This window comes from Nocardia sienata NBRC 100364 (assembly GCF_001613205.1).
Lineage (GTDB): Bacteria > Actinomycetota > Actinomycetes > Mycobacteriales > Mycobacteriaceae > Nocardia > Nocardia sienata.
In genome coordinates this window covers 18,202-36,550 of sequence record NZ_BDBX01000001.1, presented here as the reverse complement: position 1 = coordinate 36,550, position 18,349 = coordinate 18,202, and the positions used below count along the sequence as shown (strand labels likewise).

Sequence of the window (18,349 nt, the reverse complement as noted above, 5' to 3'; positions counted from 1 at the left end):
GGCGACTGCCCGCGCCGCCGGGGGCGGCGCGGACAGTCCCTCAGGTGAGCGTTCCGGCCAGCTTCGCCAACCGCGTTCTCGCCTCGCGACGAGCTCGCAGCGCCTCTTCGAGCGAGACAGCTCGCAGCCGGGTCTTTGTGCCGGGCGCCGATTGCGCGACCGTGTCCATGTCGACACTGATCACGGTACCCACCATGGCGTACCCGCCGCCGGAGACCGCGTCGCGGTGCAGGATGATCGGCTCGGAACCGCTCGGAACCTGGATGGATCCGATGGGATAGCCGGCATCGACGATGTTCGACGGATCCGATCCTGCCCCGAAGGGCTGCTCGCGCTCCACGAACGCCAATTTCGCGCCCTCATAACGGAAACCGGTTCGGTCGGCCACCGGGGTGAGCGTCCACACCGTGTCGAGCAGCGCCTCCGTGGCCTCCTCGGTCAGGCGGTAGTCGTACAGCCCGAGCACCACGCGCAGTTCGACCTCGCGCGAGAGGACCGGTCGAGCCGAGACGGGAACGGCCCGGGGCACGAACCCGGCCGGGGCGGCACCCACCGGCAGCCGATCCCCCGCGCGCAGTGCGCGCCCTTCGAAGCCGCCGAGCGCGCCCAACCCGTAGGTCGATCGTGATCCCAGCACAAGGGGCACGTCGAATCCGCCGGCGATCGCGATGTACAGCCGCGCCCCATTCTGCAGAAAGCCGAACGACAGCACATCCCCCTCACCGACACGCACTGCCTCCCACGCCGGCACCTCGCCGCCGTTTACCTTCACTTGCGCATCGCCGCCGGTCACCGCGATGACTGCCGGACCGCCGAAAGCCAGCTCGGGGCCCAGGTACGGTGCCTCGAGCACCGCCGCGTCGGTCGGATTTCCGACCAGCAGATTGGCGACCTTCGCCGACTCGCGATCGAGTGCACCGGACGGCGGAATCCCGACGTTGTACGCGCCACTGCGGCCGAGATCCTGGACTGTCGTCGCCAGGCCCGCCTGGATGACCTCAACGTGCATCGAGTGCTCCCAACAGTCGCTTGTTGTACGCATCGGGGTCGGCAAGGAACTCGTTGAGCTCGAAATCCACCGGAACGGAGCGGTAGACGTCCTCGCCGCGCTCCGCCGCCGCCTCGAGTTGCGAGTACTCCGCCACGTCGACCGGGCGGAACTTCACGATGTCGCCCGGCCGAAAGAGCACCATGGACTCGCGGAAGACAGTGTGCTGCTGCTGCGGATCGAAAATCGGCAACGGCGTGAGTCCGAACATCTGGTAACCGCCCGCACCCTTCACCGAGTAGATGCAGGCGAAGCAGCCGCCGTGGCCGACGGTGAGCTTCGGCGTCTCGGTGCGCGGACGCAGGTATTTCGGCAACTCGATCTGCCGCTGCCGCTCCACCATCTGGAACATGAACGGCAGTCCGGCGACGAACCCGACCATCGATACCAGCCACGGCGAAGACGAGTGGCGTTCGATGAACTCGCCGACCGAATCCAGTCCGAGCTCTGCCGTGGCGTATTCGATATCGCTGCCTTCGGGCCGCTGGTGCCGGTCACGGAACCTCGCGCCGACGTCGCGGGTGAACGGGTCGTCGTACCACACCGGGATCTCGAGCAGCCGGGTACGGATCGCCGGTTGCGTCTGCTGCGCGACCTCCTCCTCGATGGCGCGCACGGCGCCCTCCAGTGTCGCCGGTTCGAGCCGGTCCGGATCGAAGCGAATCAGCAGTGAGGCGTTGGCGGGGCATATGTCGAGAACACCGTCGAGCGCTCGATCGTTGAGCCGGGTGCTCATCGCCATCGCCGTGAAGTTTGCCGCGAGCGTCATCTCCTCGGCGATCTGAACGACCAGATGCTCGTCCGCACCCCAGGAGTAGCGTGTCCCCGATCGGTCAGACATCGGATCGCGCCCTTCGTGCGTCGGCCTGCTCGGACATCCACTGCTCGAGCCACGTCGTGTGGTACATGCCGTTGCGGAATTCCTCGGTCGAGAGCACGGTGTCCACGAACTCGGCCGTGGTGGTCACGCCTTCGATCGCCAGCTCCCGCAGCGCGCGGGCCAGCCGGGCAAGCGCGGCCGGGCGATCATCGCCCCAGACGATCACCTTCGCCAGCATCGAGTCGTAGAACGGCGCGACGACCGAACCCGCCTTGAAGCCGCTGTCGACTCGCACGAACGGACCGGCGGGCAAGTCGAAGCGCTCGATCGTTCCGGGACTGGGCAGGAAGTTCCGTTCCGGATCTTCGGCGTTGATGCGCACTTCGATCGCGTGGCCATGCGGTACCAGGTCGGCCTGGGTGAACGACAGCGGATTGCCCGCGGCCACCCGCAGCTGTTCGCCGACCAGGTCGCGCCGGTAGACCATCTCGGTCACCGGGTGCTCCACCTGGATACGGGTGTTCATCTCGATGAAGTAGTACTCGGTGCGCAGTTCGTCGAACAGGAACTCCACGGTGCCGGCCCCGGTGTAGCCGACGCTGGTGGCGAGCTGCACCGCGGACGCGGACATGCCGTTGACAACCCACTCCGGCAGACCGAGTTCGCCGGCTTCCTCGATGACCTTTTGCCGCCGCCGCTGCATCGAACAGTCCCGCAGTCCCAGGTGTACGGCGTCCTTGCCGTCCCCGAAGATCTGCACTTCGATATGTCTGGCACGCGGGATGAATCGCTCGACATACACCGCGTCGCTGCCGAAAGCCGCGCGTGCCTCCGCCTGGGCGGTACCGATTGCCGCGGCCAGATCCTCCTGCCGGGTGACGATGCGGATACCGCGCCCGCCGCCGCCTGCCGCCGCCTTGATGGCCAGCGGGAAACCGATGCGTTCGGCCACCTGCGCGGCTTCCGTGGCGTCGTGTATTTCGCCGACGGAGCCGGGGACGGTGGGCACGCCGGCGGCCTCGGCGCTCTTGCGTGCGGCGACCTTGTCACCCATCTCCCGGATCGCGTTCGGTTCCGGACCCACCCAGATCGCGCCCGCGTCGAGGACGGCCTGTGCGAAGTCGGCATTCTCCGAGAGGAACCCGTACCCGGGATGCACGGCGTCGGCCCCGCTGGAACGGACCGCCGCCAGAATGGCGTCGACAGCGAGGTAGCTCGCCGGCGCGGGGGCGGGCCCCACCAATACCGCCTCGTCTGCCGCTCTGACGTGTTCGGCTTCCCGGTCGGCCTCGCTGTAGACCGCTACTGAGGAAATGCCCTGTTCGCGCGCTGCCCTCGCGATCCGCACCGCGATCTCGCCGCGATTGGCGATGAGTAACTTACGCATGGTTTCACTTCGTTTCGATGACGGCGATGACGTCGCCGGGGGAGAGGGTGCCGTTGTCCTCGACCGCGAACGAGGTGAGGACACCCGGGGCACCGGCCTTGATCTCGGTGAACTGCTTCATGATCTCGACGAGGCCGACGGTCTGGTCTGCGTCGACAGTCGTGCCGGTCTCGACGAAGCTCGGCTGCCCCGGTGCAGGCGAACGATAGAAGATGCCGGGCAACGGTGAGATGACGTGGTGCTCGCTCACTGGAGTGCCTTTCGAATCGGGTACGTGGCCGCGCGCGGGCGCGTCACAAAGTGGAGAGGACATTACGGACCGCTTGGGCGATCTCGATGGCGTTCGGTGTATCGGAATGCACGCAGATCGAATCGACGCGGATCGGAAATTCTTCGCCGGTGACCGCCGTCGCAATTCCTTCGCCGAGGGCCCTGTGCGCACGTTTGGTCGCTTCGTCGACCGGTGTCGCGCGTGGCCTGCGTGCGACGATCAACGTGCCGTCGGCGCGGTAACCGAGGTCGACGTAGAATTCGGCGACGAACGGAACGCCGATTTTGCCTGCGGCCGTTTCGTGTTCGGTGCCCGCGATACCGAAGATCGGGACCTCGTATTCGGCGGCCACGCGCGCCACCGCCTCGGCCAGTTCCGGATCCCGTGACGACATGCCGTACAGCGCCCCGTGCGCCTTGATGTGATCGAGCACGCCGCCCTCGGCCTTGAGGAACGCGACAAGTGCACCGACCTGGTATCGGACGATGTCGGTCGCCTCGTCCGGGAACAACTTCATCTCGCGCCGGCCGAACCCGACGAGGTCGGGCAGACCGGGGTGGGCTCCGACACTGACGCCGGCCGAGAGCGCCTTGGCTACCGTCTCGTGAATACCCGTCGGATCCCCCGCGTGGAACCCACAGGCGACATTGACTGTGTCCACGAGATCGACAAGTTTGTCGTCGTTGCCGAATGTGTGAATTCCGAAGGACTCACCCATATCAGAATTCAATGTGACCATGGTTGTCTCGCTTTCGACGTGTTATTTCTTCGCACTGTCCGGCGAAGTACCCGATTGGGAGTCGTTCTCGTACTCGTAGTAGTCGCAGAACAATCGACCGTTGCGTCCCCAGTCGTCCCGGGTCACTTCGGTGAAGAGGAACTGGATGGTTTCGGGCTTGCAGTCGGCGATCCTGGCGATTTCTGGTGTCAGAGTCGCGACCATCTCCCGCTTCTGTTCAAGGGTCCGGCCCGGAAACCAATCGATGCGAACGAAGGGCATGGCATCTCCTCGGTGGTGGGAGTGAAAGTTGTCAGGAATGAGCAACCTTGGGCGTGTCGCCGGTCGGGTCGACGTAGATATCGTCACCGTCGATCTTCACCGGGAATCTCGCCAGTTGCGCATGCCCGGGATTCACTCCTTTGCAGGTCGGGAGATCGAATTGCCACAGATGGGCCTTGCAGGTCAGGGTGCCGCCCGCGAGCTCGCCCTCGACGAGCTCGACCTGCTGATGGGGGCAGATCGCCTGGGTGGCGACCACTTCGCCGCCCCCGAGGTGGACAAGAAGAATTTCCTGATCGCCGACCGTGAAGGACTCCATCTCGCCCTCCCACAGCTCATCGAACGTGGTCACGTGCTCGAATGCCATTATTGGTCCTCAGAAGAATCGGTCGAAATGGATGCTTTCGGTGGGCACGCGACGCTCCAGGACGAGGTACCGGACGACGGCGTCGGTCATTACCGGCGGGCCCGCCGACGTAGATGTCGTGGTTGTCCAGGTCCGGTACCCCATAGCTCGCGACGAGTTCGTGGACATATCCACGGTTACCCGTCCACCCGTTGGTCGGTGCCTCTGAGATCGCTTCGTGCAGGACAGCATGCCCCAGACGCGACGCGACCTCGTCCACGAACTCCCTCGCGCATAGGTCTTTTTCGCTCCGACCGCCGTAGAAGAAATGCAGACGCCGGGCCCCCGCGTCGCCGCGCGAGGCCAGTCCGCGGGCAACTGAGACCATCGGCGCCAGCCCGGAGCCGCCCGCGATACAGACGACGTCACGGCTGGTCGGTCGCAGGTGCGCGTGGCCGTAGGGGCCGTCGAGACAGATGCGATCTCCGACGCGCAACTCGTCCACCAGCTGTGGCGAGAGGAATCCACCCGGCACCCGCTTGACCTGGAACTGCCACTCCCCCAGCGGATTCGACAGATTCGACATGGAGTACGCGCGTTCGCCGGCGGCGTCGACGGAAAGCATCGCGAACTGACCGGGCAGGAACTCCGCCGGCTCGTCGGCACGCAGCGTGATTTCGCGCAGGTCGTGTGTCAGCGTGCGGGTGCCGATCACCTCGACCGACCGCCGCCGCGGTCGCACGTGGCCTGTGGGCCAGGAGGCGCCCGCCACCAGCTTCACCGTGCAATCGGTCCGCGGCGCGGACCTGCAAGCCAGGAGCCTGCCTTTGCGCCTGTCGCGCTCGGTGAGGCCGGGTGGATCCGGTTCGAGCGGGTCGACCTCGCCGCTCTCCTTCACGAACTTGCACGTTCCGCATCCGCCGCTGTTGCACTCGTAGGTGGCGGGTATCCCGGCCCGGAGGGCGGCACGCAGCAGCGTGTCGCCCTCCGCGTACTGGAAGGACAGACCGTCGGTGGTCGTCACTGTGACGACATCGCCTGTCTGCGACGACGCTGCCGGAGCGGTGCCCGGATGGCGACCGTCATGCTCCGATCGACTCATCTCAGCCCCCGAGCGGCAACTGATGGCGGAAGGCGCGACACGCGGCGATCGCCGATGATGTCGCATCCGGATTGTCGGGCAGCTCCGCGCAGAAGGCGTCGATCGCGGCATCGGCCAGCGGAGTCCACCGATCCAGCCACTTCCGAACGACCGGAACGTTCTCCGGATTCTCGGCGAGGTGGCGGACGAGTTCGATCGACCAGCGGCGCGAGCGCTCGCTGTCGCGCAAGGCGGCCTCGGCCAACAGCGCGAAAAGGGTATCGCCGTGCCGACGAGCGCTGATCGCCTGCTGTCGATAGAACGCCTCGTCGATCGCCGGCTTGGTAACCAGGTTCAGCGCGACGAATGATTCCGCCCAGTCTCGGGTGGCCAGCACACATTCGGCGAGTTCCCGGAAGCGTTGCCAGGCGGGGGATTCCTCCCAGTGCGCACGCTCCGAGGTCCCCAGGCCGAACGACGGATGCGACAGGGCCAGTTCGGCAGTGCGGTACGAAGTGTGCGACAGCCACCGCAATTGGTCCGCCGCCTGGAAGGCCGCACAGTTGCTGATGGTGCTGGCCGGCGCCATATGTACCAGGTAGGCACTGCTCATCTGCACGGTGTGCAACAGATACCGGCCGGGCGCATACAACTTCGCGAGGCTTGCGACCCATTCCGAGTCGAGACTCTTGTCGTGCTCCTCCGCGTTGTGCTGATCGAGCAGGCCCTCGACGTAATTCTCTTGGCCGTCCTGCAGGATGTTGTAGGAGCGGTAGACGAGCTCGTCCGGGTCGCGGAACGCGTCCCAGTCCGCATGGCGGACCGGGCTGCCGTTGCGGTATCGGCGGTACCAGTCGGCCATGTGGCCCTCGTGTGCGACGTCCCAGGGCTGCTCCTTGTCGCGCAGATGCCAGTGCAGCTTCGTCGAGACGATTTCGTACTCGCTGGGGCGGCGCCTGCGCGCGGCGAGGTGGCTCCAGGTCTTCAGCGGGCGCAGTGACGCGGTCATGCGGTTTCCTCCTTGCGGGCGGTGGCGTGGCTGGCGAGGTAGAAGCGGACCCGCTCGGTTCCGGTCTCGATCCGGCCGACGAACGAGGGCATGCTGACCTCGAGCTCACGCATCTGGAACGGACGCCCGAGCTGTTCTTCGATGGTGGTGCGGTGCAGAATGCATTCGCCGCCGTCGACCTCGACGCGCACGTAGGAACCGCGGTTACGGATGTCGACGCGCTTTCCCTCGTTGTCGATGCGGACGGCTTCCGCGACGGCGTCGGCGATCTCACCGGCCTGCACGACGGGACCGACGGGATCTGCGATATTGGTGGTGTATTCGGCAGTCATCTAGGCCTCGCTGAAGTAGAACTCGACGGTGTCGGTCGGCTCGAGTGCTGTGTCGGACAGCTTCATGTCGCGCGGGAACGGCTCGGCCGCGCCCTCCGCGCGGGCCCGGATGACCTTGCCCGGCTGATCGGCAACATGGATGCCGACAGAGTGCGCAGCCGCTGCGGCGGCGACCTCGTCGATCGTGTCGTCGGTGTCGACGGGCACGAGCTTGAGTACGAAGTCGCCGTCGAACTTCGCGGAAATGGGGAACAGGGCCATGGCGGTGTCTCCTTATCGATCGACGTTCAGTTGGCCGGGACCGCTGTCTTGCGGTAGTGATCGAGCCACGCGTAGTTGTGCGCGTCGTCGCCGCCCTCGCTGACCACGCCGAGGCCCATGTACTCGAGAACGCCCTCGAGGTTCGCGGGCTGGATCTCGCCGCCGAGGAATCGGTCGATCAGGCTCTTGTGGTGCTTGTACCGGTTCGGGTCCTGCTCGAAGATCCATTTGTCCACCTCGGAGGCGAAGTGATATTTGCGCCCTTCGTGTACGAGGGTGTTGTCCCGCAGGCTCTTCCCCGGCGTGCCGACGATCGGAAGCTGGGAGACGTTGCAGGTGATCGGCAGAGTGCCCGGAATCGTCTTGTCGGCACGGCCGCGGGTGAAGTTGTCGATCATGACGTCCCAGACCTTGCCGAAAGTGTCGTTCCAGCCGGGGTATTTCTCCTCGAGCCAATCGCGCTCCTCCGGGCTCACCCCCGCGGCCGGATGCCACCACAGCGTCGGTCGCCACGAATAGGTGCCGAGATGTTGACCGTGGTGGTGCTCGTCCAAGTCCCGCATGAAGATGTCCCAGTACCAGGGCTTCTGGAGACCGAGGTCTTCGATCGACTTGATGAACTGGGTGACGATCCACTCCTGCATGAATTCCTTGAAGGAGCTCTCACGGACATCCAACGGCACGTAGTAGTCCATCGGGATTCCCGACAGGATGGTGAACAGCCGGTAGGACCGCCAGAACGACACGTCGATGTGGTTCTGCGCCTTGGCGACCTGTCCGTGCTCGATCAGCATCTGCAGCAGCGGCGTGCCCAACTGCGCGTGCCTGGCTTCGTCCGACTGGATGCTTTGGATGAGCTTGGAGAAGGTGTAGTCGCCCGCGTTGGCGGCGTCACCGGACAGCCCGATGAACTGGAGGTTGGTGAAGCCGGTCTCGAACGCGAAGTTCGCGTAGATGGACGTCTCCACAGCATCGCGCGTCATCATGATGTCGTCGAAGTAGTGGCGGGCGCCCAGCGCAACCCAGTTGTTGGTCCACATCGTCTGGTGCGACCAGTCGAACTGCCTGTCCTTGTTGATGTACTCGTGCGGGAAGTACAGCTGGATCTGGCCGTGGCGCATTTCGTCCAACATCCCGAACGTGGCCATGTTGCGCATGCCGGGGGCTTTGGACCATCGGACGAACCGCGATTCCTGCAGCGCGGCACCGTATTCCACCAGCGCGACGGCTGCGTAGTGCTCCTTGAGGATGGAGATCCATCCGGCGTCGGCCTTGTTGTACAAGTCGTTGCGCTCGAGCGCGGCCTTGACCGAGTAGGCGCCCGCGTCTTTCTGTCGCTGAACATCGACGTACTCGCGGTAGGACACCTTGTACGGCTCGTCGTAGGTCGCCCAGGCCTCCTCCGGAATTCCCTCGCCGCCGCTCATTTCCGGGGGGAACAGTTCGTCGGCCGAGATGTAGGTCGGCGTCCACTCCGTGGTCCGCGCGAGGTCGTACCAGGCGCTGCGGTCGAGTAGTGCCATCGTGGTTTCTCCTTTGAGCTACTTCGGGTCGGACGTGTGGCTGTCGGGATCAGGCGGGATCAGTTGCCGTGCCTGCTGCCCAGCGGGCCCTCGCCGCCCGGGTAGCAGAAGGTGATGTCGGGCGAATAGAAGCCGAAGGTCACCGCCAGGGGATCGGCGGGACGCAGCGAATAGATGTCGTGGGCGGGATCCAGGAATTCCAGCGATTCGACCGCGAAGCCCGGCACCATATCGGCGACGAACGGGTACCGCCCGCTGACGAAGCCGTCGATGTCGCGGGTGATGTAACGCAACTGCCCTGTCGAACGGACCGGCGGCCCGTCGTCGAACCGTGCCGTGGTGCGAATGGCCGGCTCGCCGTCGAGGAAGGTGGTGGCGACGACCACGTTTTCGGTGACTGCGAGCTCGGTGCGGCCGGCGCCGGTCGGCACACCACGCTCGGCGGCGTAGCGGTTCATCGGCTCGGAGCTGTTGAAATAGTGCGTCCACCAGCGCGCCGGTACCCCCGCCTCGGTGTCGAGGCCGGCCAGGTCGACGCCGAGGTAGCTGAGGGAGTAAGCACCGAACGAGTCGACCGACGCGCCTCCATTCGAGGTCTGCATCGGGTCCTCGACCACATACTGATTGAGGTAGCAGGCCCGGTTGTCCGCCGCCGTCAAACCGGCGGGCACCATCTTGTCCACGGCGCTCGGGTCCGCGGGCACCCACACCACGTACAGCATCCGGGAATTCGCGATGAGCTGCGGCGCGTGCAGAGCGCTGGTCGTACCAGCAGGTGCAGCACTGTTCATGATTGTTTCCTGCCTGTGCGGTGTATCACTGCACGGAAACAATGTGTCATGGGGCACATGCCCGTATGTGCGCATCGTGGACAACTTCGCTCAGCGATTTGGACAACCGGGCGAAAGACCTGGTCAGCGTGGCCTTTATCAACGACACGCCCGCCGCGTCCATGATCCGTCGCCGGAAGTTACCGGCCCACGCCAGGACACGACGAGGCCGCAGCGGGTACGGGCCGGTCGGGATCGACGGCGGCTATCCGCGCGGCTGAAAACTGCTCCCACAGGCTGCCCCAACCGCCGGCAACGCCGTTGGCGCCATCGATCTGCACCTGCGGGCCGGCGGTTGCGGCACTGCACCTGTCGTGCATTCTGCCGAGCGTCAGTTCATCGACCCATCTCGAAAGACCTCTCGGCCCTCGAAGTATGTTGCGAGCACTTTCGCCTCACCGACAGAAGTCTTGGGCTGGTCGAACAGATTCTTGTCGATCACCACGAAGTCCGCCTTCTTCCCGACCTCGAGTGATCCCCGATCGTCCTCGGCGAAGATGAGCTCGGCACCGCCCATCGTGTAGCTTTCGATCAGGTCTCCGAGTGCTGCCCGCTCTTGCGGGTTCTGCGCCCTGCCGAGATCGGCCTCGGTCGCGGTGTCGACATCGAGTCGCGTCATACCTGCCTCGAGTCCGGTGAGGGGGTACATGTCGCGAGTGAATGTGGCGGTCGACGGAAAATCACTCGAGGACGACACCGTGATACCGGCGTCGAGATAGCTCTGGAAGCGCATCGCATTGGTCACTTCCGGCGCGGGCGCATCGTCGTACCAGCCCTTGCCGAACCAGGCCGGTTGCGGGACCGCGATAACGCCGAGCTCCCGGAAGCGGGCCAGGTCCTCGCCGCGCGTCCAGTCGAGATGCGTAATCGCGTGCCGGGAGTCACGCCGGCCGTTGCGCTGGGCGGCGTACTCGAAGGCATCGAGCGCATTGTCCTCCGGGTAGAACCCGGGACTGCCGATCGCGTGTACGTAGATTCGGAAGCCCGCCGCGTCCAGCGCGGCGACGGTCTCCTCGAGTACGTCTTGCTTCCACACGAGCTTCGCCTCGCCCACTCCATCGGCGAAGATCTTGATCGTATCCAGCGTGAATTTCGACCCATGGTATTTGTCGCGCATTTCCACGAAATGCGCCACTTGGGAGACACCCTTTGTCTCGTCCGCCCATTGAGCGAGGTCGAACTGGACTGTCAGCTTGTTCTCGTCGTCGAGTTGCTGGAATGCTTGCAGCAATGTCTCGGTCGGGTAGTGAATGGGCACGAAGGTCGAGGTGATTCCGTCCTCCGCGGCCACACGCTGCCATTCGAGGATGGTTTGCCGGTACTGCTCGACGGTGAAATCCGATTGCGGCAATGCGGAGATGACCAGGTTTTCCGCACCGAATTCCTCGAGCTCTCCGGTAGGTTCACCGGTGGCCGGGTCACGAACGATCGTCGCGCCCTCGGGATCGGGCGTGTCCTTGGTGATTCCGGCGAGTTCGAGCGCCTTCGAGTTGACGAGCAGGGTGTGGTGGCTGTTCTCGATGATCGCCACGGGAATATCGGGCACCGCCGCGTCGATGAGCTGTCTGGGCAGCACTTTGCGCGCGCGGGCGTCCGCCGCGATATCGTCCCAGCCGACTCCGCGTAGCTGCGGCATGCCCGGATTCGCGGCTCGATAATCGCGCAGCGCGGCCTGTTTGTCCTCGACTGTTTCGTGGCGATCGAGGCCGAGCCAGAACAGGCTTTCGGCCATGAGGTAGGCATGGTTGTGTCCATCGATGAACCCGGGGGTCACCATCTTGCCGTGGAGATCGACGACCTGCGCCGCGTCGTCCTCGTATACCTGCGCGCCGGCGTCGTCACCGACGTAGATGATCCGGTCACCGCTGACCACGATCGCCTGGGCCCATTGCCGGGTGTCGTCGACGGTGTAGATCCGGCCGTTCTTCAACACGAGGTCGGCATCTCGGGCCTCATCGCCGATCGAACAGCCGGCGATGAGACCGGCCACCAGGGCGGCCGCACCGAGAAGCACGGGGAACTTCTTCATTGGTATTCATTCCTATCGTCGTGCCGTGTTGCGCACCGCCCCTCGGCGCGGCCGAATCCGATACCTGTCGGACTCGACCGCGCCGAATCCGACAGGTGACCGCGACTGCTCCGGCGGTTACCTCCGCGGGTGTGTCGCGCCTGCTCGCCACCGGCGTCGCGAGTCACGGCCGGACCGACCGTAGACTGCCTGTATACAGGCGATGACCCAGCAGAGGCATTCTCGGTGAACGGATTCAGATATTCGGTGTCCGAGTCCGCACGACGTGGGGCATCGAGAACCTGCCCTGCTGGGAGTCACACGGTGGTCAGTACCACCATGGCAATTCGTCGTGACCGAAGTCGCGGAAATCGCCGAAGCGGCCCGAGTAGAAAGCCAGTCCGGCGCCGTCGCGCCACCGCATATCGGTGACCTCACCGTAGAAGACGCGATGGTCGCCGATATCGTGCGCGGTGTGCACGCGGCATTCCAATTGCGCCAAGGCGTCCGGAATCAGCGGAATCCCTGATTGGCTGCGGTCCACTGGAATACCTTCGAACCGCGCCCCGCCACGAGTGGCGAATCGCCGCGCAATCGCTTCCTGACGGGCGCCCAGAATCGAGACAGCGAAGGTCCCGGTGGTTTCGACCGCGTCGGTGGTGCGGCTGCCATGGGTGAGCGAGACGAGCAGAATCGGAGGTTCGAGACTCACCGAGGTGAGGGAGCTGATCGTCATCGCGCAGGGATCGCCGGTCCCGTCGTCGGCACTGACGATCGCCACCCCGGTGGTGAATCGCCCCATACTGCGTCGCATGTCCGTCGGGGTCGGACACTGGAATGCGGGTAGCGTCATGGCAGGCTCCTACCTGCTGTGGTAGCGAACTTCGAAGGTCACGACGCCCTCGTCGGTGCGCCAGGGACCGTGCGGCATACCCGGTGGCCGGCAGGCATACATACCGGCGGTGAAGGTCTCGCCGAGGGTGAGATCGGTGAACGATCCCTCCAGGATGTAGACCTCCTCCCAGAAGTCGTGCCGCTGCACACCCATCGGTGTGGAGTCGGCGCCGGGCTCATAACGCAGAATTCGGGTCGCGACGTTACCTTCTGGGTCGCGCGCGAGAATGCGTTCGGTAATGGCGGGATTGTCACCAGGGCAGACGGTGTACTCGACATCGGTGACGGGGAAGAACTCGAATTCGGGCTTGGCCATTGTGGTGCCTCTCAGGCGGTCTCGGACTTGTAGGCGGCGAGGAACTGCTCCACATCGCGCAGCGGCTCCTCGTAGCCGTAGTTGCGATAGGTATAGGCGCCCTTCACCACGAACGGCGCACCCGCGTAGAACAACTCGTACTGCTGGTGGCGCCCGGCGAATTCGGACCCGATGATGTCCCAGGCCAGTTTGAACAGCTTGATGCGCTCCTCGGAGGGCACCCCGGGTGACTGCACATAGTGCGTCAGGTCGCCGGAGGTGAGCGGACTGGTGAGATCCGCGACGCTGGACGGCAATTGCAGGACACCCCCGCCCACCAGATCACGCAAGATCGACAGCACGCGCGGATAGATCTCCGACTGCAGACCCATCGATCCGTACAGCGCGCGCTTGCCGGGCACCCACTGGCCCGCCTCGTCGGCGGTCGCGGTGTACTCGGCGGCCAGCACGGCCGATTCGACACCTGCTACGAGCGCGGCGAGTTCACCGAGCTTCTCCTGGACGCTGGGGATCTTGTCGACACCGTTGACCTGGGTGACTCGCCGGGCCACGCCGGCGATGAACCGCAGCTTGGTGGCGAAGCGGATCTGGGCCTGCCAGTTGCCGAGCGCGTGTGCTCCCGTATCGAAGAACTGCCGCCGCACGCCGGTGGTATCGCGATCGACGAAGACCCGGTCCCACGGGATGAGGACATCGTCGAATACGACCAGGGCGTCGGGCTCGTCGTAACGGCTGGTCAGCGGGTAGTCGAAACTGCTGGTCGCGGCCGGGGCGTAGGGACGACGGCAGTAGAGCTTCAGGCCGGTGGCGTTGGCGGGGACGACAAACGACACCGCGAAGTCCTGATCGTCCGGACCCAGCGGCTTGATGCAGGACACCAGGATCTCGTCGGCGATGGCCGCACCGGTGGCCAGCATCTGCGAGCCTCGCACAATGATCCCCTCCTCGGTTTCGCGGACGACACCGACCTGGAGGAATTCCCCCTCCCAGCCCGAGGCGGTGGTCGCGCGCGAAACCTGCGGCGGAATGATCGCGTAGGAGACATACAGGTTCTCCGCAAGCAGCCGCCGGTGGAACGCGGTGACATTGGCGGAGAAGTCGCGGGCACCGTCGGCGAAAACCTCCGGGTGCGCGGCGAATGAGGCGAGGAAGGTGCCGACATGGTCGGGGCTGCGCCCCACCCAGCCGTGCGTGTGCTGAGCCCAGGTCTGAATGGCTTCGCGGCGGGCGCGCAGTTCATCCTGGCTGCGCGGAATGCCGAACACCCGGTTGGCGGTGGCGCCGGTTTCCGGTGCGGTGTACTGCATCCCGCCGGCCGGGTCGGCGGCCAGGTCGAACAGTTCGGCGATGGTCTGCGCAACGGGCGCGAACGCAGGGTGGGTCGTGACGTCGCCGACCTGCTCACCGTCGACGAGGACGACCCTTCCGTCGTTCAGCGAGGCCAGGTACTCAGCTCCCGTACGCATCCAGAGCTCCTTCGGTAGTGGTGTAGGTGTGGGTCAGGGCGCGCCCGTCGGGCAACACGAGTTCGAGGTCCCAGCGCTCGCCGGGGGTGAAACGGCCGTCGAGCAGCGGCAGGGTCCCGGCGAAGCAGACGAGGTCGCTCCCGTCGTCGCCGAGCCGGGCGGTGATGATCGCAAGCAGGTCGGCGGGCGTGCGCAGGGCCGCGAGCGTCCCGTCCTGGTAGAGCCGGCCGTCCACCCAGCTGCGGGCTCGGCAGGCATCCCAGTCGAAGACGTCCCAGTTGCCGATCTCGACGACATTCGGCCCGACCGGCTTGGCGCAGGCCCGTTTGGACTCGCCGATATCGATGGTTTCGAGCGTGCGGTCGGTGTGGTCGGAGCCGACGCCGAGGAAGTAACGGCCGCTGTGGCGCAGGATGACCGGTTCCACTTCGCCGGAGGTGTCGGTGCTGGGTACCGGCGTAGTGGCCGCGGTGGTGACCGTGGCGGTGGCAACCGAGTACAGCATCGGCACGGCCTCCGGGGGTGCGACACCGATCGCGGCCAGCTCGTCGATATGGTGACGCACAGCGGCCTCGTTGCGACCGGTGTAGCCCGCGACCAGCGCGCGCGCGCCGTCGAAACGCAGGATCTCACCGGAGCCGAGGACGGTGCAGGTCAACAGATCGGTAATGGCGTCGGTCATGACAGCACCTCCCGCGGAGCCAGGACACCGTAGTCGTCGAGCCGATCGCCCAGCACCGGGAACTCCGTACGGGTACGCCCGACAACGGCGGGGTCGATCTCGACGACGGTGAATCCCTCGGAATCATCGGCCTCGGCGAGTACCTCGCCCCACGGGTCGACGACTCGGCTGTGACCACCCAGCTCCACCCCACCGTGGGTACCGACCGCGTTGCAGGCGATGACGACGACCTGGTTGTCCACCGCGCGGGCGGACGTGAGCAGACGCCAGTGCGCCAGCCGGGCTTTCGGCCAGGCGGCGGGCACGATGACGATCTCGGCACCGGTGCGGACCAATTCGGTCCACAGACCGGGGAAGCGCAGGTCGTAGCAGGTGGTCGCGGCGGTGGGCCCGAACGCCGTATCGGTGACCCGGATCCGCTGACCAGGCAGCAGCAGCCCCGCTTCACGAGACCGGTAGCCGAAAACGTGGACCTTGCTGTAGTGGTGCGCGATCCGGCCGTCCGGGTCGATGAGCACCGCGGTATTGCGCAGTTTGCCGCTGTCGGTGCGTTCGACGATGCTGCCCACGTGCACGTAGCAGCGCCGGTCGCGAGCCACGGTCTGCAGCACCTGGACGGTGGGACCGTCGAGGGTCTCGCCGGTCGCCTCGTAGTCATCGAAGTGGTTGTAGCCGACGCGCCACAGTTCGGGCAGCACGATCAGGTCGGCGTCGGCGCTGAAGTCGGCCAGCGACCGGCGTACCCGTTCGAGCCGGTGGGCCGGGGTTTCGGTGTCGGGACTGGCTATCTGTGCCAGGGCGACTCTCATCAATCCGTCCTTGGTTGTCAGTGGGTCAGAATCTGGGTTGTTTCAGTGAGCACAGGGTGGTGTCGAGATGCTCGCGCACGGCGCGAATGGCTGCCTCGGTGTCTCGCTCGGCCAGGGCGTCGAGGATGGCGCTGTGTTCGACGAGGACCTGCTTCTTGCGCTGTTCGTCGGAGAGCATGATGCGCACGCCCATCCGCATCTGCCGGTCGCGCAGCGAACGGTAGAACTCGTGCATCACCTGGTTGCCCGCCGCGCGGATGACCGTGGTGTGGAATTCGAGGTCGTGGGCGATGAACTCCACCGGATCGGTATCGTGCTCCTGCTCGGCGATCAGCTCACGCAGCCGGTCGGGAACACGTCCGGGGTTCGGCGCGACCTGGGTGATCGACCACTCCTCCACGACCCGCCGGGCCTGCATCACATCGTCGACGTCCTTGTCCGTCAGAGCGGGGATGTAGGCGCCCTTGTGGGGTACCCGGCGGATGAACCCTTCCGCCTCGAGCCGCAGAAGGGCTTCGCGGACGGGGGTGCGTGAGGTGCCCGAGGCCGCGGCGACCTGGGCCTCGGAGAGGAACATCTCGTCATCGCGGGGCAAGGTGAGGATGGTGTTCTTCAACCATTCGTAAGCCAGCTCCGGCGCGGAGGCCGCGCTGGTCTTCGATGTCGTCATGAGAGATGCCCTTTCCTCGGTGTGGTTACTGGATAACTGCAGCCGGGTCGGGGGAAGCTCCCGCACGCGGCGTTTCCTCGCCCACTTCGGCGAGGTCCACAGTGCGGGTCTCCCGGGCCACCAGGGCGGCGACCAGCGAGATCGCTCCCATGACCGCCAGATAGACCGCGATGGCCTGGCCGGTGCCGAAGTGGTCGTACAGTGCGATGGCGATGATCGGGGCCAGCGATCCGGCCAGCACCGAGGCCAGGTTGTAGGCCAGCGATACGCCCGAATAGCGGACCTCGGTCGGGAACAGTTCGGAGAAGAAGGCACCGATCACCGCGCTGTAAGCGGCGAAAATCACCAGTCCGACGGCCACCGCAAGGAAGATCGAGCCGGTGGCGGCAGTGTCGAGCAGCGCAAAGAATACGAACGCCCACACGATCGTCGCGACCGACGCCCCGATATAGATGGGCCGGCGTCCGACCCGGTCGGCCAGCACCGCGAACAGGGGAATCGCGACCAGGGCGACCACCATCCCGATCATCACGGCGTTCAATCCTGTGCTGCGTGGCAGATCGAGGATCTGCGTGAGATAGGTGATGACGAACAGCGAGAAGATGTAGAAGCCCGCGTTCTCCCCGAACCGGGTGAACGCCGCCAGCAGAATCTGGCGCCAGTAACCGCGGACCGCGGCACTCAGCGGCATCCGCACCACCTGCGGGCCGGTCGCGGCTCTGGCCTGCTCGAACAGCGGTGTCTCGGTGACGTACAACCGCAGCACCAGGCCGATCACGACCAGCAGTGCCGACATACCGAACGCGATCCGCCACCCCCAAGACAGGAACGCCTCCTCTGACAACAGCGCGCCCAACAGGGCCAGCGCGCCCGCGGCCAGCAGGTTACCCAGCGGTGGACCCAGGTTGGGCCACGCCGACCAGAAGGCCCGGCGCTTGGAATCACCGTGCTCGGAGACCAGCAGCACCGCACCGCCCCATTCACCGCCGAGCGCGAAACCCTGCACCAATCGCAACAGCACCAGCAGCAGCGGAGCGGTGATGCCGATGGAGGCGTAGGTCGGCAGCAGGGCGATGAGGAAGGTCGACACACCCATCAGCAGCAGGCTGGCGATCAGCGTGGCCCGGCGGCCCTGGCGGTCGCCGAAGTGTCCGAGCACCGCCGCACCCAGCGGACGGGCGATAAACCCGACGGCATAGGTAGCGAAGGCCAGCATCGTGCCGACCAGCGGATCCTCCGATGGGAAGAACAGTTTGTTGAACACCAGCGCGGCGGCGGTGCCGTACAGAAAAAAGTCGTACCACTCCACGGCGGTGCCCGCGAGGCTGGACCCCGCGACAACCGGCAAACTCGTATGCGCTCGCCGATTGGTAGGTTTGGTTCTGGCGGATGCCATGTCGACTCCTCGTCGATTCGTCGCTGTCTGACGATCCATCGCCCACATCTATCTGCATATAGATGTCGGAAACGGGTGATGGATGGTGCTGCCCGGCTCGGTGGTTGTTGGCGCAACCACCGAGCCTCCCGCCCTTCGAACCGGCTGTGAACCCGGTCACGATCAAGACGTGTACAAGTTGTATACCATCAGTCCACAAT

Annotated in this window: 21 protein-coding genes; all 21 read right to left on the bottom strand. The window is 65.4% G+C overall.

Going from position 1 to position 18,349, the window contains the following annotated elements:
* Positions 1 to 40: 40 nt before the first annotated feature.
* Positions 41 to 1,009, bottom strand: a complete 969-nt coding sequence (locus tag NS4_RS00165) for a 5-oxoprolinase subunit C family protein (RefSeq protein WP_063057407.1) — start codon at positions 1,007 to 1,009, stop codon at positions 41 to 43.
* Positions 999 to 1,889: a 5-oxoprolinase subunit B family protein gene (locus NS4_RS00160; RefSeq protein ID WP_063057406.1), complete on the bottom strand. Its 891-nt coding sequence runs from the start codon at positions 1,887 to 1,889 to the stop codon at positions 999 to 1,001. The genes NS4_RS00165 and NS4_RS00160 overlap by 11 nt, the downstream gene beginning before the upstream one ends.
* Positions 1,882 to 3,255, bottom strand: a complete 1,374-nt coding sequence (locus NS4_RS00155; protein ID WP_063057405.1) for an acetyl-CoA carboxylase biotin carboxylase subunit — start codon at positions 3,253 to 3,255, stop codon at positions 1,882 to 1,884. The genes NS4_RS00160 and NS4_RS00155 overlap by 8 nt, the downstream gene beginning before the upstream one ends.
* Before the next feature lie 4 nt (positions 3,256 to 3,259).
* The gene (locus NS4_RS00150) at positions 3,260 to 3,505 is read right to left on the bottom strand and encodes an acetyl-CoA carboxylase (RefSeq protein ID WP_063057404.1); all 246 of its coding nucleotides are present in this window, start codon (positions 3,503 to 3,505) and stop codon (positions 3,260 to 3,262) included.
* 43 nt (positions 3,506 to 3,548) lie between these two features.
* The gene (locus NS4_RS00145; protein ID WP_063057403.1) at positions 3,549 to 4,265 is read right to left on the bottom strand and encodes a 5-oxoprolinase subunit PxpA; all 717 of its coding nucleotides are present in this window, start codon (positions 4,263 to 4,265) and stop codon (positions 3,549 to 3,551) included.
* Positions 4,266 to 4,286: 21 nt separating this feature from the next.
* Positions 4,287 to 4,526, bottom strand: coding sequence for a tautomerase family protein (locus NS4_RS00140; RefSeq protein WP_063057402.1), 240 nt, complete (start codon positions 4,524 to 4,526; stop codon positions 4,287 to 4,289).
* Positions 4,527 to 4,557: 31 nt separating this feature from the next.
* Complete coding sequence (locus NS4_RS00135) at positions 4,558 to 4,893, bottom strand: Rieske 2Fe-2S domain-containing protein (RefSeq protein ID WP_063057401.1); 336 nt, start codon at positions 4,891 to 4,893, stop codon at positions 4,558 to 4,560.
* Positions 4,862 to 5,974: a 2Fe-2S iron-sulfur cluster-binding protein gene (locus NS4_RS00130; RefSeq protein ID WP_245664909.1), complete on the bottom strand. Its 1,113-nt coding sequence runs from the start codon at positions 5,972 to 5,974 to the stop codon at positions 4,862 to 4,864. The genes NS4_RS00135 and NS4_RS00130 overlap by 32 nt, the downstream gene beginning before the upstream one ends.
* 1 nt (position 5,975) lies before the next feature.
* Positions 5,976 to 6,962, bottom strand: coding sequence for an aromatic/alkene monooxygenase hydroxylase subunit beta (locus NS4_RS00125; protein WP_063057399.1), 987 nt, complete (start codon positions 6,960 to 6,962; stop codon positions 5,976 to 5,978).
* Positions 6,959 to 7,294 carry an MmoB/DmpM family protein gene (locus NS4_RS00120; protein WP_063057398.1) on the bottom strand — a complete coding sequence of 112 codons (336 nt, stop codon included), beginning with the start codon at positions 7,292 to 7,294 and terminating at the stop codon, positions 6,959 to 6,961. The genes NS4_RS00125 and NS4_RS00120 overlap by 4 nt, the downstream gene beginning before the upstream one ends.
* Positions 7,295 to 7,555, bottom strand: a complete 261-nt coding sequence (locus tag NS4_RS00115) for a toluene-4-monooxygenase system B family protein (protein ID WP_063057397.1) — start codon at positions 7,553 to 7,555, stop codon at positions 7,295 to 7,297. It lies immediately after the preceding gene.
* 26 nt (positions 7,556 to 7,581) lie between these two features.
* Positions 7,582 to 9,078: a YHS domain-containing protein gene (locus tag NS4_RS00110; RefSeq protein ID WP_063057396.1), complete on the bottom strand. Its 1,497-nt coding sequence runs from the start codon at positions 9,076 to 9,078 to the stop codon at positions 7,582 to 7,584.
* A 59-nt stretch (positions 9,079 to 9,137) separates the two neighbouring features.
* On the bottom strand, positions 9,138 to 9,869 hold the full coding sequence (locus tag NS4_RS00105) for a hypothetical protein (RefSeq protein ID WP_063057395.1): 732 nt from the start codon (positions 9,867 to 9,869) through the stop codon (positions 9,138 to 9,140).
* A 370-nt stretch (positions 9,870 to 10,239) separates the two neighbouring features.
* Positions 10,240 to 11,937 (bottom strand): amidohydrolase, encoded by a 1,698-nt coding sequence (locus tag NS4_RS00100; RefSeq protein ID WP_063057394.1) that lies wholly within the window; start codon positions 11,935 to 11,937, stop codon positions 10,240 to 10,242.
* Between the two features lie 307 nt (positions 11,938 to 12,244).
* Complete coding sequence (locus tag NS4_RS00095; protein WP_063057393.1) at positions 12,245 to 12,769, bottom strand: flavin reductase family protein; 525 nt, start codon at positions 12,767 to 12,769, stop codon at positions 12,245 to 12,247.
* Between the two features lie 9 nt (positions 12,770 to 12,778).
* Entirely contained in the window at positions 12,779 to 13,126 is a 348-nt protein-coding gene (locus tag NS4_RS00090) for a cupin domain-containing protein (RefSeq protein WP_063057392.1), read from the bottom strand.
* Positions 13,127 to 13,137: 11 nt separating this feature from the next.
* Positions 13,138 to 14,592: a 4-hydroxyphenylacetate 3-hydroxylase family protein gene (locus tag NS4_RS00085; protein ID WP_063057391.1), complete on the bottom strand. Its 1,455-nt coding sequence runs from the start codon at positions 14,590 to 14,592 to the stop codon at positions 13,138 to 13,140.
* Positions 14,576 to 15,274, bottom strand: a complete 699-nt coding sequence (locus NS4_RS00080) for a DUF2848 family protein (protein ID WP_063057390.1) — start codon at positions 15,272 to 15,274, stop codon at positions 14,576 to 14,578. Before NS4_RS00080 ends, NS4_RS00085 begins: the two co-directional genes overlap by 17 nt.
* Positions 15,271 to 16,083, bottom strand: a complete 813-nt coding sequence (locus tag NS4_RS00075; RefSeq protein WP_063057389.1) for a carbon-nitrogen family hydrolase — start codon at positions 16,081 to 16,083, stop codon at positions 15,271 to 15,273. Before NS4_RS00075 ends, NS4_RS00080 begins: the two co-directional genes overlap by 4 nt.
* A gap of 25 nt (positions 16,084 to 16,108) precedes the next feature.
* Entirely contained in the window at positions 16,109 to 16,753 is a 645-nt protein-coding gene (locus NS4_RS00070; RefSeq protein WP_063057388.1) for a GntR family transcriptional regulator, read from the bottom strand.
* 25 nt (positions 16,754 to 16,778) lie between these two features.
* The gene (locus NS4_RS00065; protein ID WP_063057387.1) at positions 16,779 to 18,149 is read right to left on the bottom strand and encodes an MFS transporter; all 1,371 of its coding nucleotides are present in this window, start codon (positions 18,147 to 18,149) and stop codon (positions 16,779 to 16,781) included.
* Positions 18,150 to 18,349: the final 200 nt, after the last annotated feature.

What these genes read in the sequence shown, in the direction of transcription:
- NS4_RS00145 (WP_063057403.1), bottom strand. Translation starts at nt 4,265, where the DNA reads ATGGTCACATTGAATTCTGATATGGGTGAGTCCTTCGGAATTCACACA.
- NS4_RS00125 (WP_063057399.1), bottom strand. Translation starts at nt 6,962, where the DNA reads ATGACCGCGTCACTGCGCCCGCTGAAGACCTGGAGCCACCTCGCCGCG.
- NS4_RS00115 (WP_063057397.1), bottom strand. Translation starts at nt 7,555, where the DNA reads ATGGCCCTGTTCCCCATTTCCGCGAAGTTCGACGGCGACTTCGTACTC.
- NS4_RS00155 (WP_063057405.1), bottom strand. Translation starts at nt 3,255, where the DNA reads ATGCGTAAGTTACTCATCGCCAATCGCGGCGAGATCGCGGTGCGGATC.
- NS4_RS00080 (WP_063057390.1), bottom strand. Translation starts at nt 15,274, where the DNA reads ATGACCGACGCCATTACCGATCTGTTGACCTGCACCGTCCTCGGCTCC.
- NS4_RS00075 (WP_063057389.1), bottom strand. Translation starts at nt 16,083, where the DNA reads ATGAGAGTCGCCCTGGCACAGATAGCCAGTCCCGACACCGAAACCCCG.
- NS4_RS00135 (WP_063057401.1), bottom strand. Translation starts at nt 4,893, where the DNA reads ATGGCATTCGAGCACGTGACCACGTTCGATGAGCTGTGGGAGGGCGAG.
- NS4_RS00120 (WP_063057398.1), bottom strand. Translation starts at nt 7,294, where the DNA reads ATGACTGCCGAATACACCACCAATATCGCAGATCCCGTCGGTCCCGTC.
- NS4_RS00070 (WP_063057388.1), bottom strand. Translation starts at nt 16,753, where the DNA reads ATGACGACATCGAAGACCAGCGCGGCCTCCGCGCCGGAGCTGGCTTAC.
- NS4_RS00110 (WP_063057396.1), bottom strand. Translation starts at nt 9,078, where the DNA reads ATGGCACTACTCGACCGCAGCGCCTGGTACGACCTCGCGCGGACCACG.
- NS4_RS00105 (WP_063057395.1), bottom strand. Translation starts at nt 9,869, where the DNA reads ATGAACAGTGCTGCACCTGCTGGTACGACCAGCGCTCTGCACGCGCCG.
- NS4_RS00090 (WP_063057392.1), bottom strand. Translation starts at nt 13,126, where the DNA reads ATGGCCAAGCCCGAATTCGAGTTCTTCCCCGTCACCGATGTCGAGTAC.
- NS4_RS00065 (WP_063057387.1), bottom strand. Translation starts at nt 18,149, where the DNA reads ATGGCATCCGCCAGAACCAAACCTACCAATCGGCGAGCGCATACGAGT.
- NS4_RS00130 (WP_245664909.1), bottom strand. Translation starts at nt 5,974, where the DNA reads ATGAGTCGATCGGAGCATGACGGTCGCCATCCGGGCACCGCTCCGGCA.
- NS4_RS00100 (WP_063057394.1), bottom strand. Translation starts at nt 11,937, where the DNA reads ATGAAGAAGTTCCCCGTGCTTCTCGGTGCGGCCGCCCTGGTGGCCGGT.
- NS4_RS00165 (WP_063057407.1), bottom strand. Translation starts at nt 1,009, where the DNA reads ATGCACGTTGAGGTCATCCAGGCGGGCCTGGCGACGACAGTCCAGGAT.
- NS4_RS00140 (WP_063057402.1), bottom strand. Translation starts at nt 4,526, where the DNA reads ATGCCCTTCGTTCGCATCGATTGGTTTCCGGGCCGGACCCTTGAACAG.
- NS4_RS00160 (WP_063057406.1), bottom strand. Translation starts at nt 1,889, where the DNA reads ATGTCTGACCGATCGGGGACACGCTACTCCTGGGGTGCGGACGAGCAT.
- NS4_RS00085 (WP_063057391.1), bottom strand. Translation starts at nt 14,592, where the DNA reads ATGCGTACGGGAGCTGAGTACCTGGCCTCGCTGAACGACGGAAGGGTC.
- NS4_RS00095 (WP_063057393.1), bottom strand. Translation starts at nt 12,769, where the DNA reads ATGACGCTACCCGCATTCCAGTGTCCGACCCCGACGGACATGCGACGC.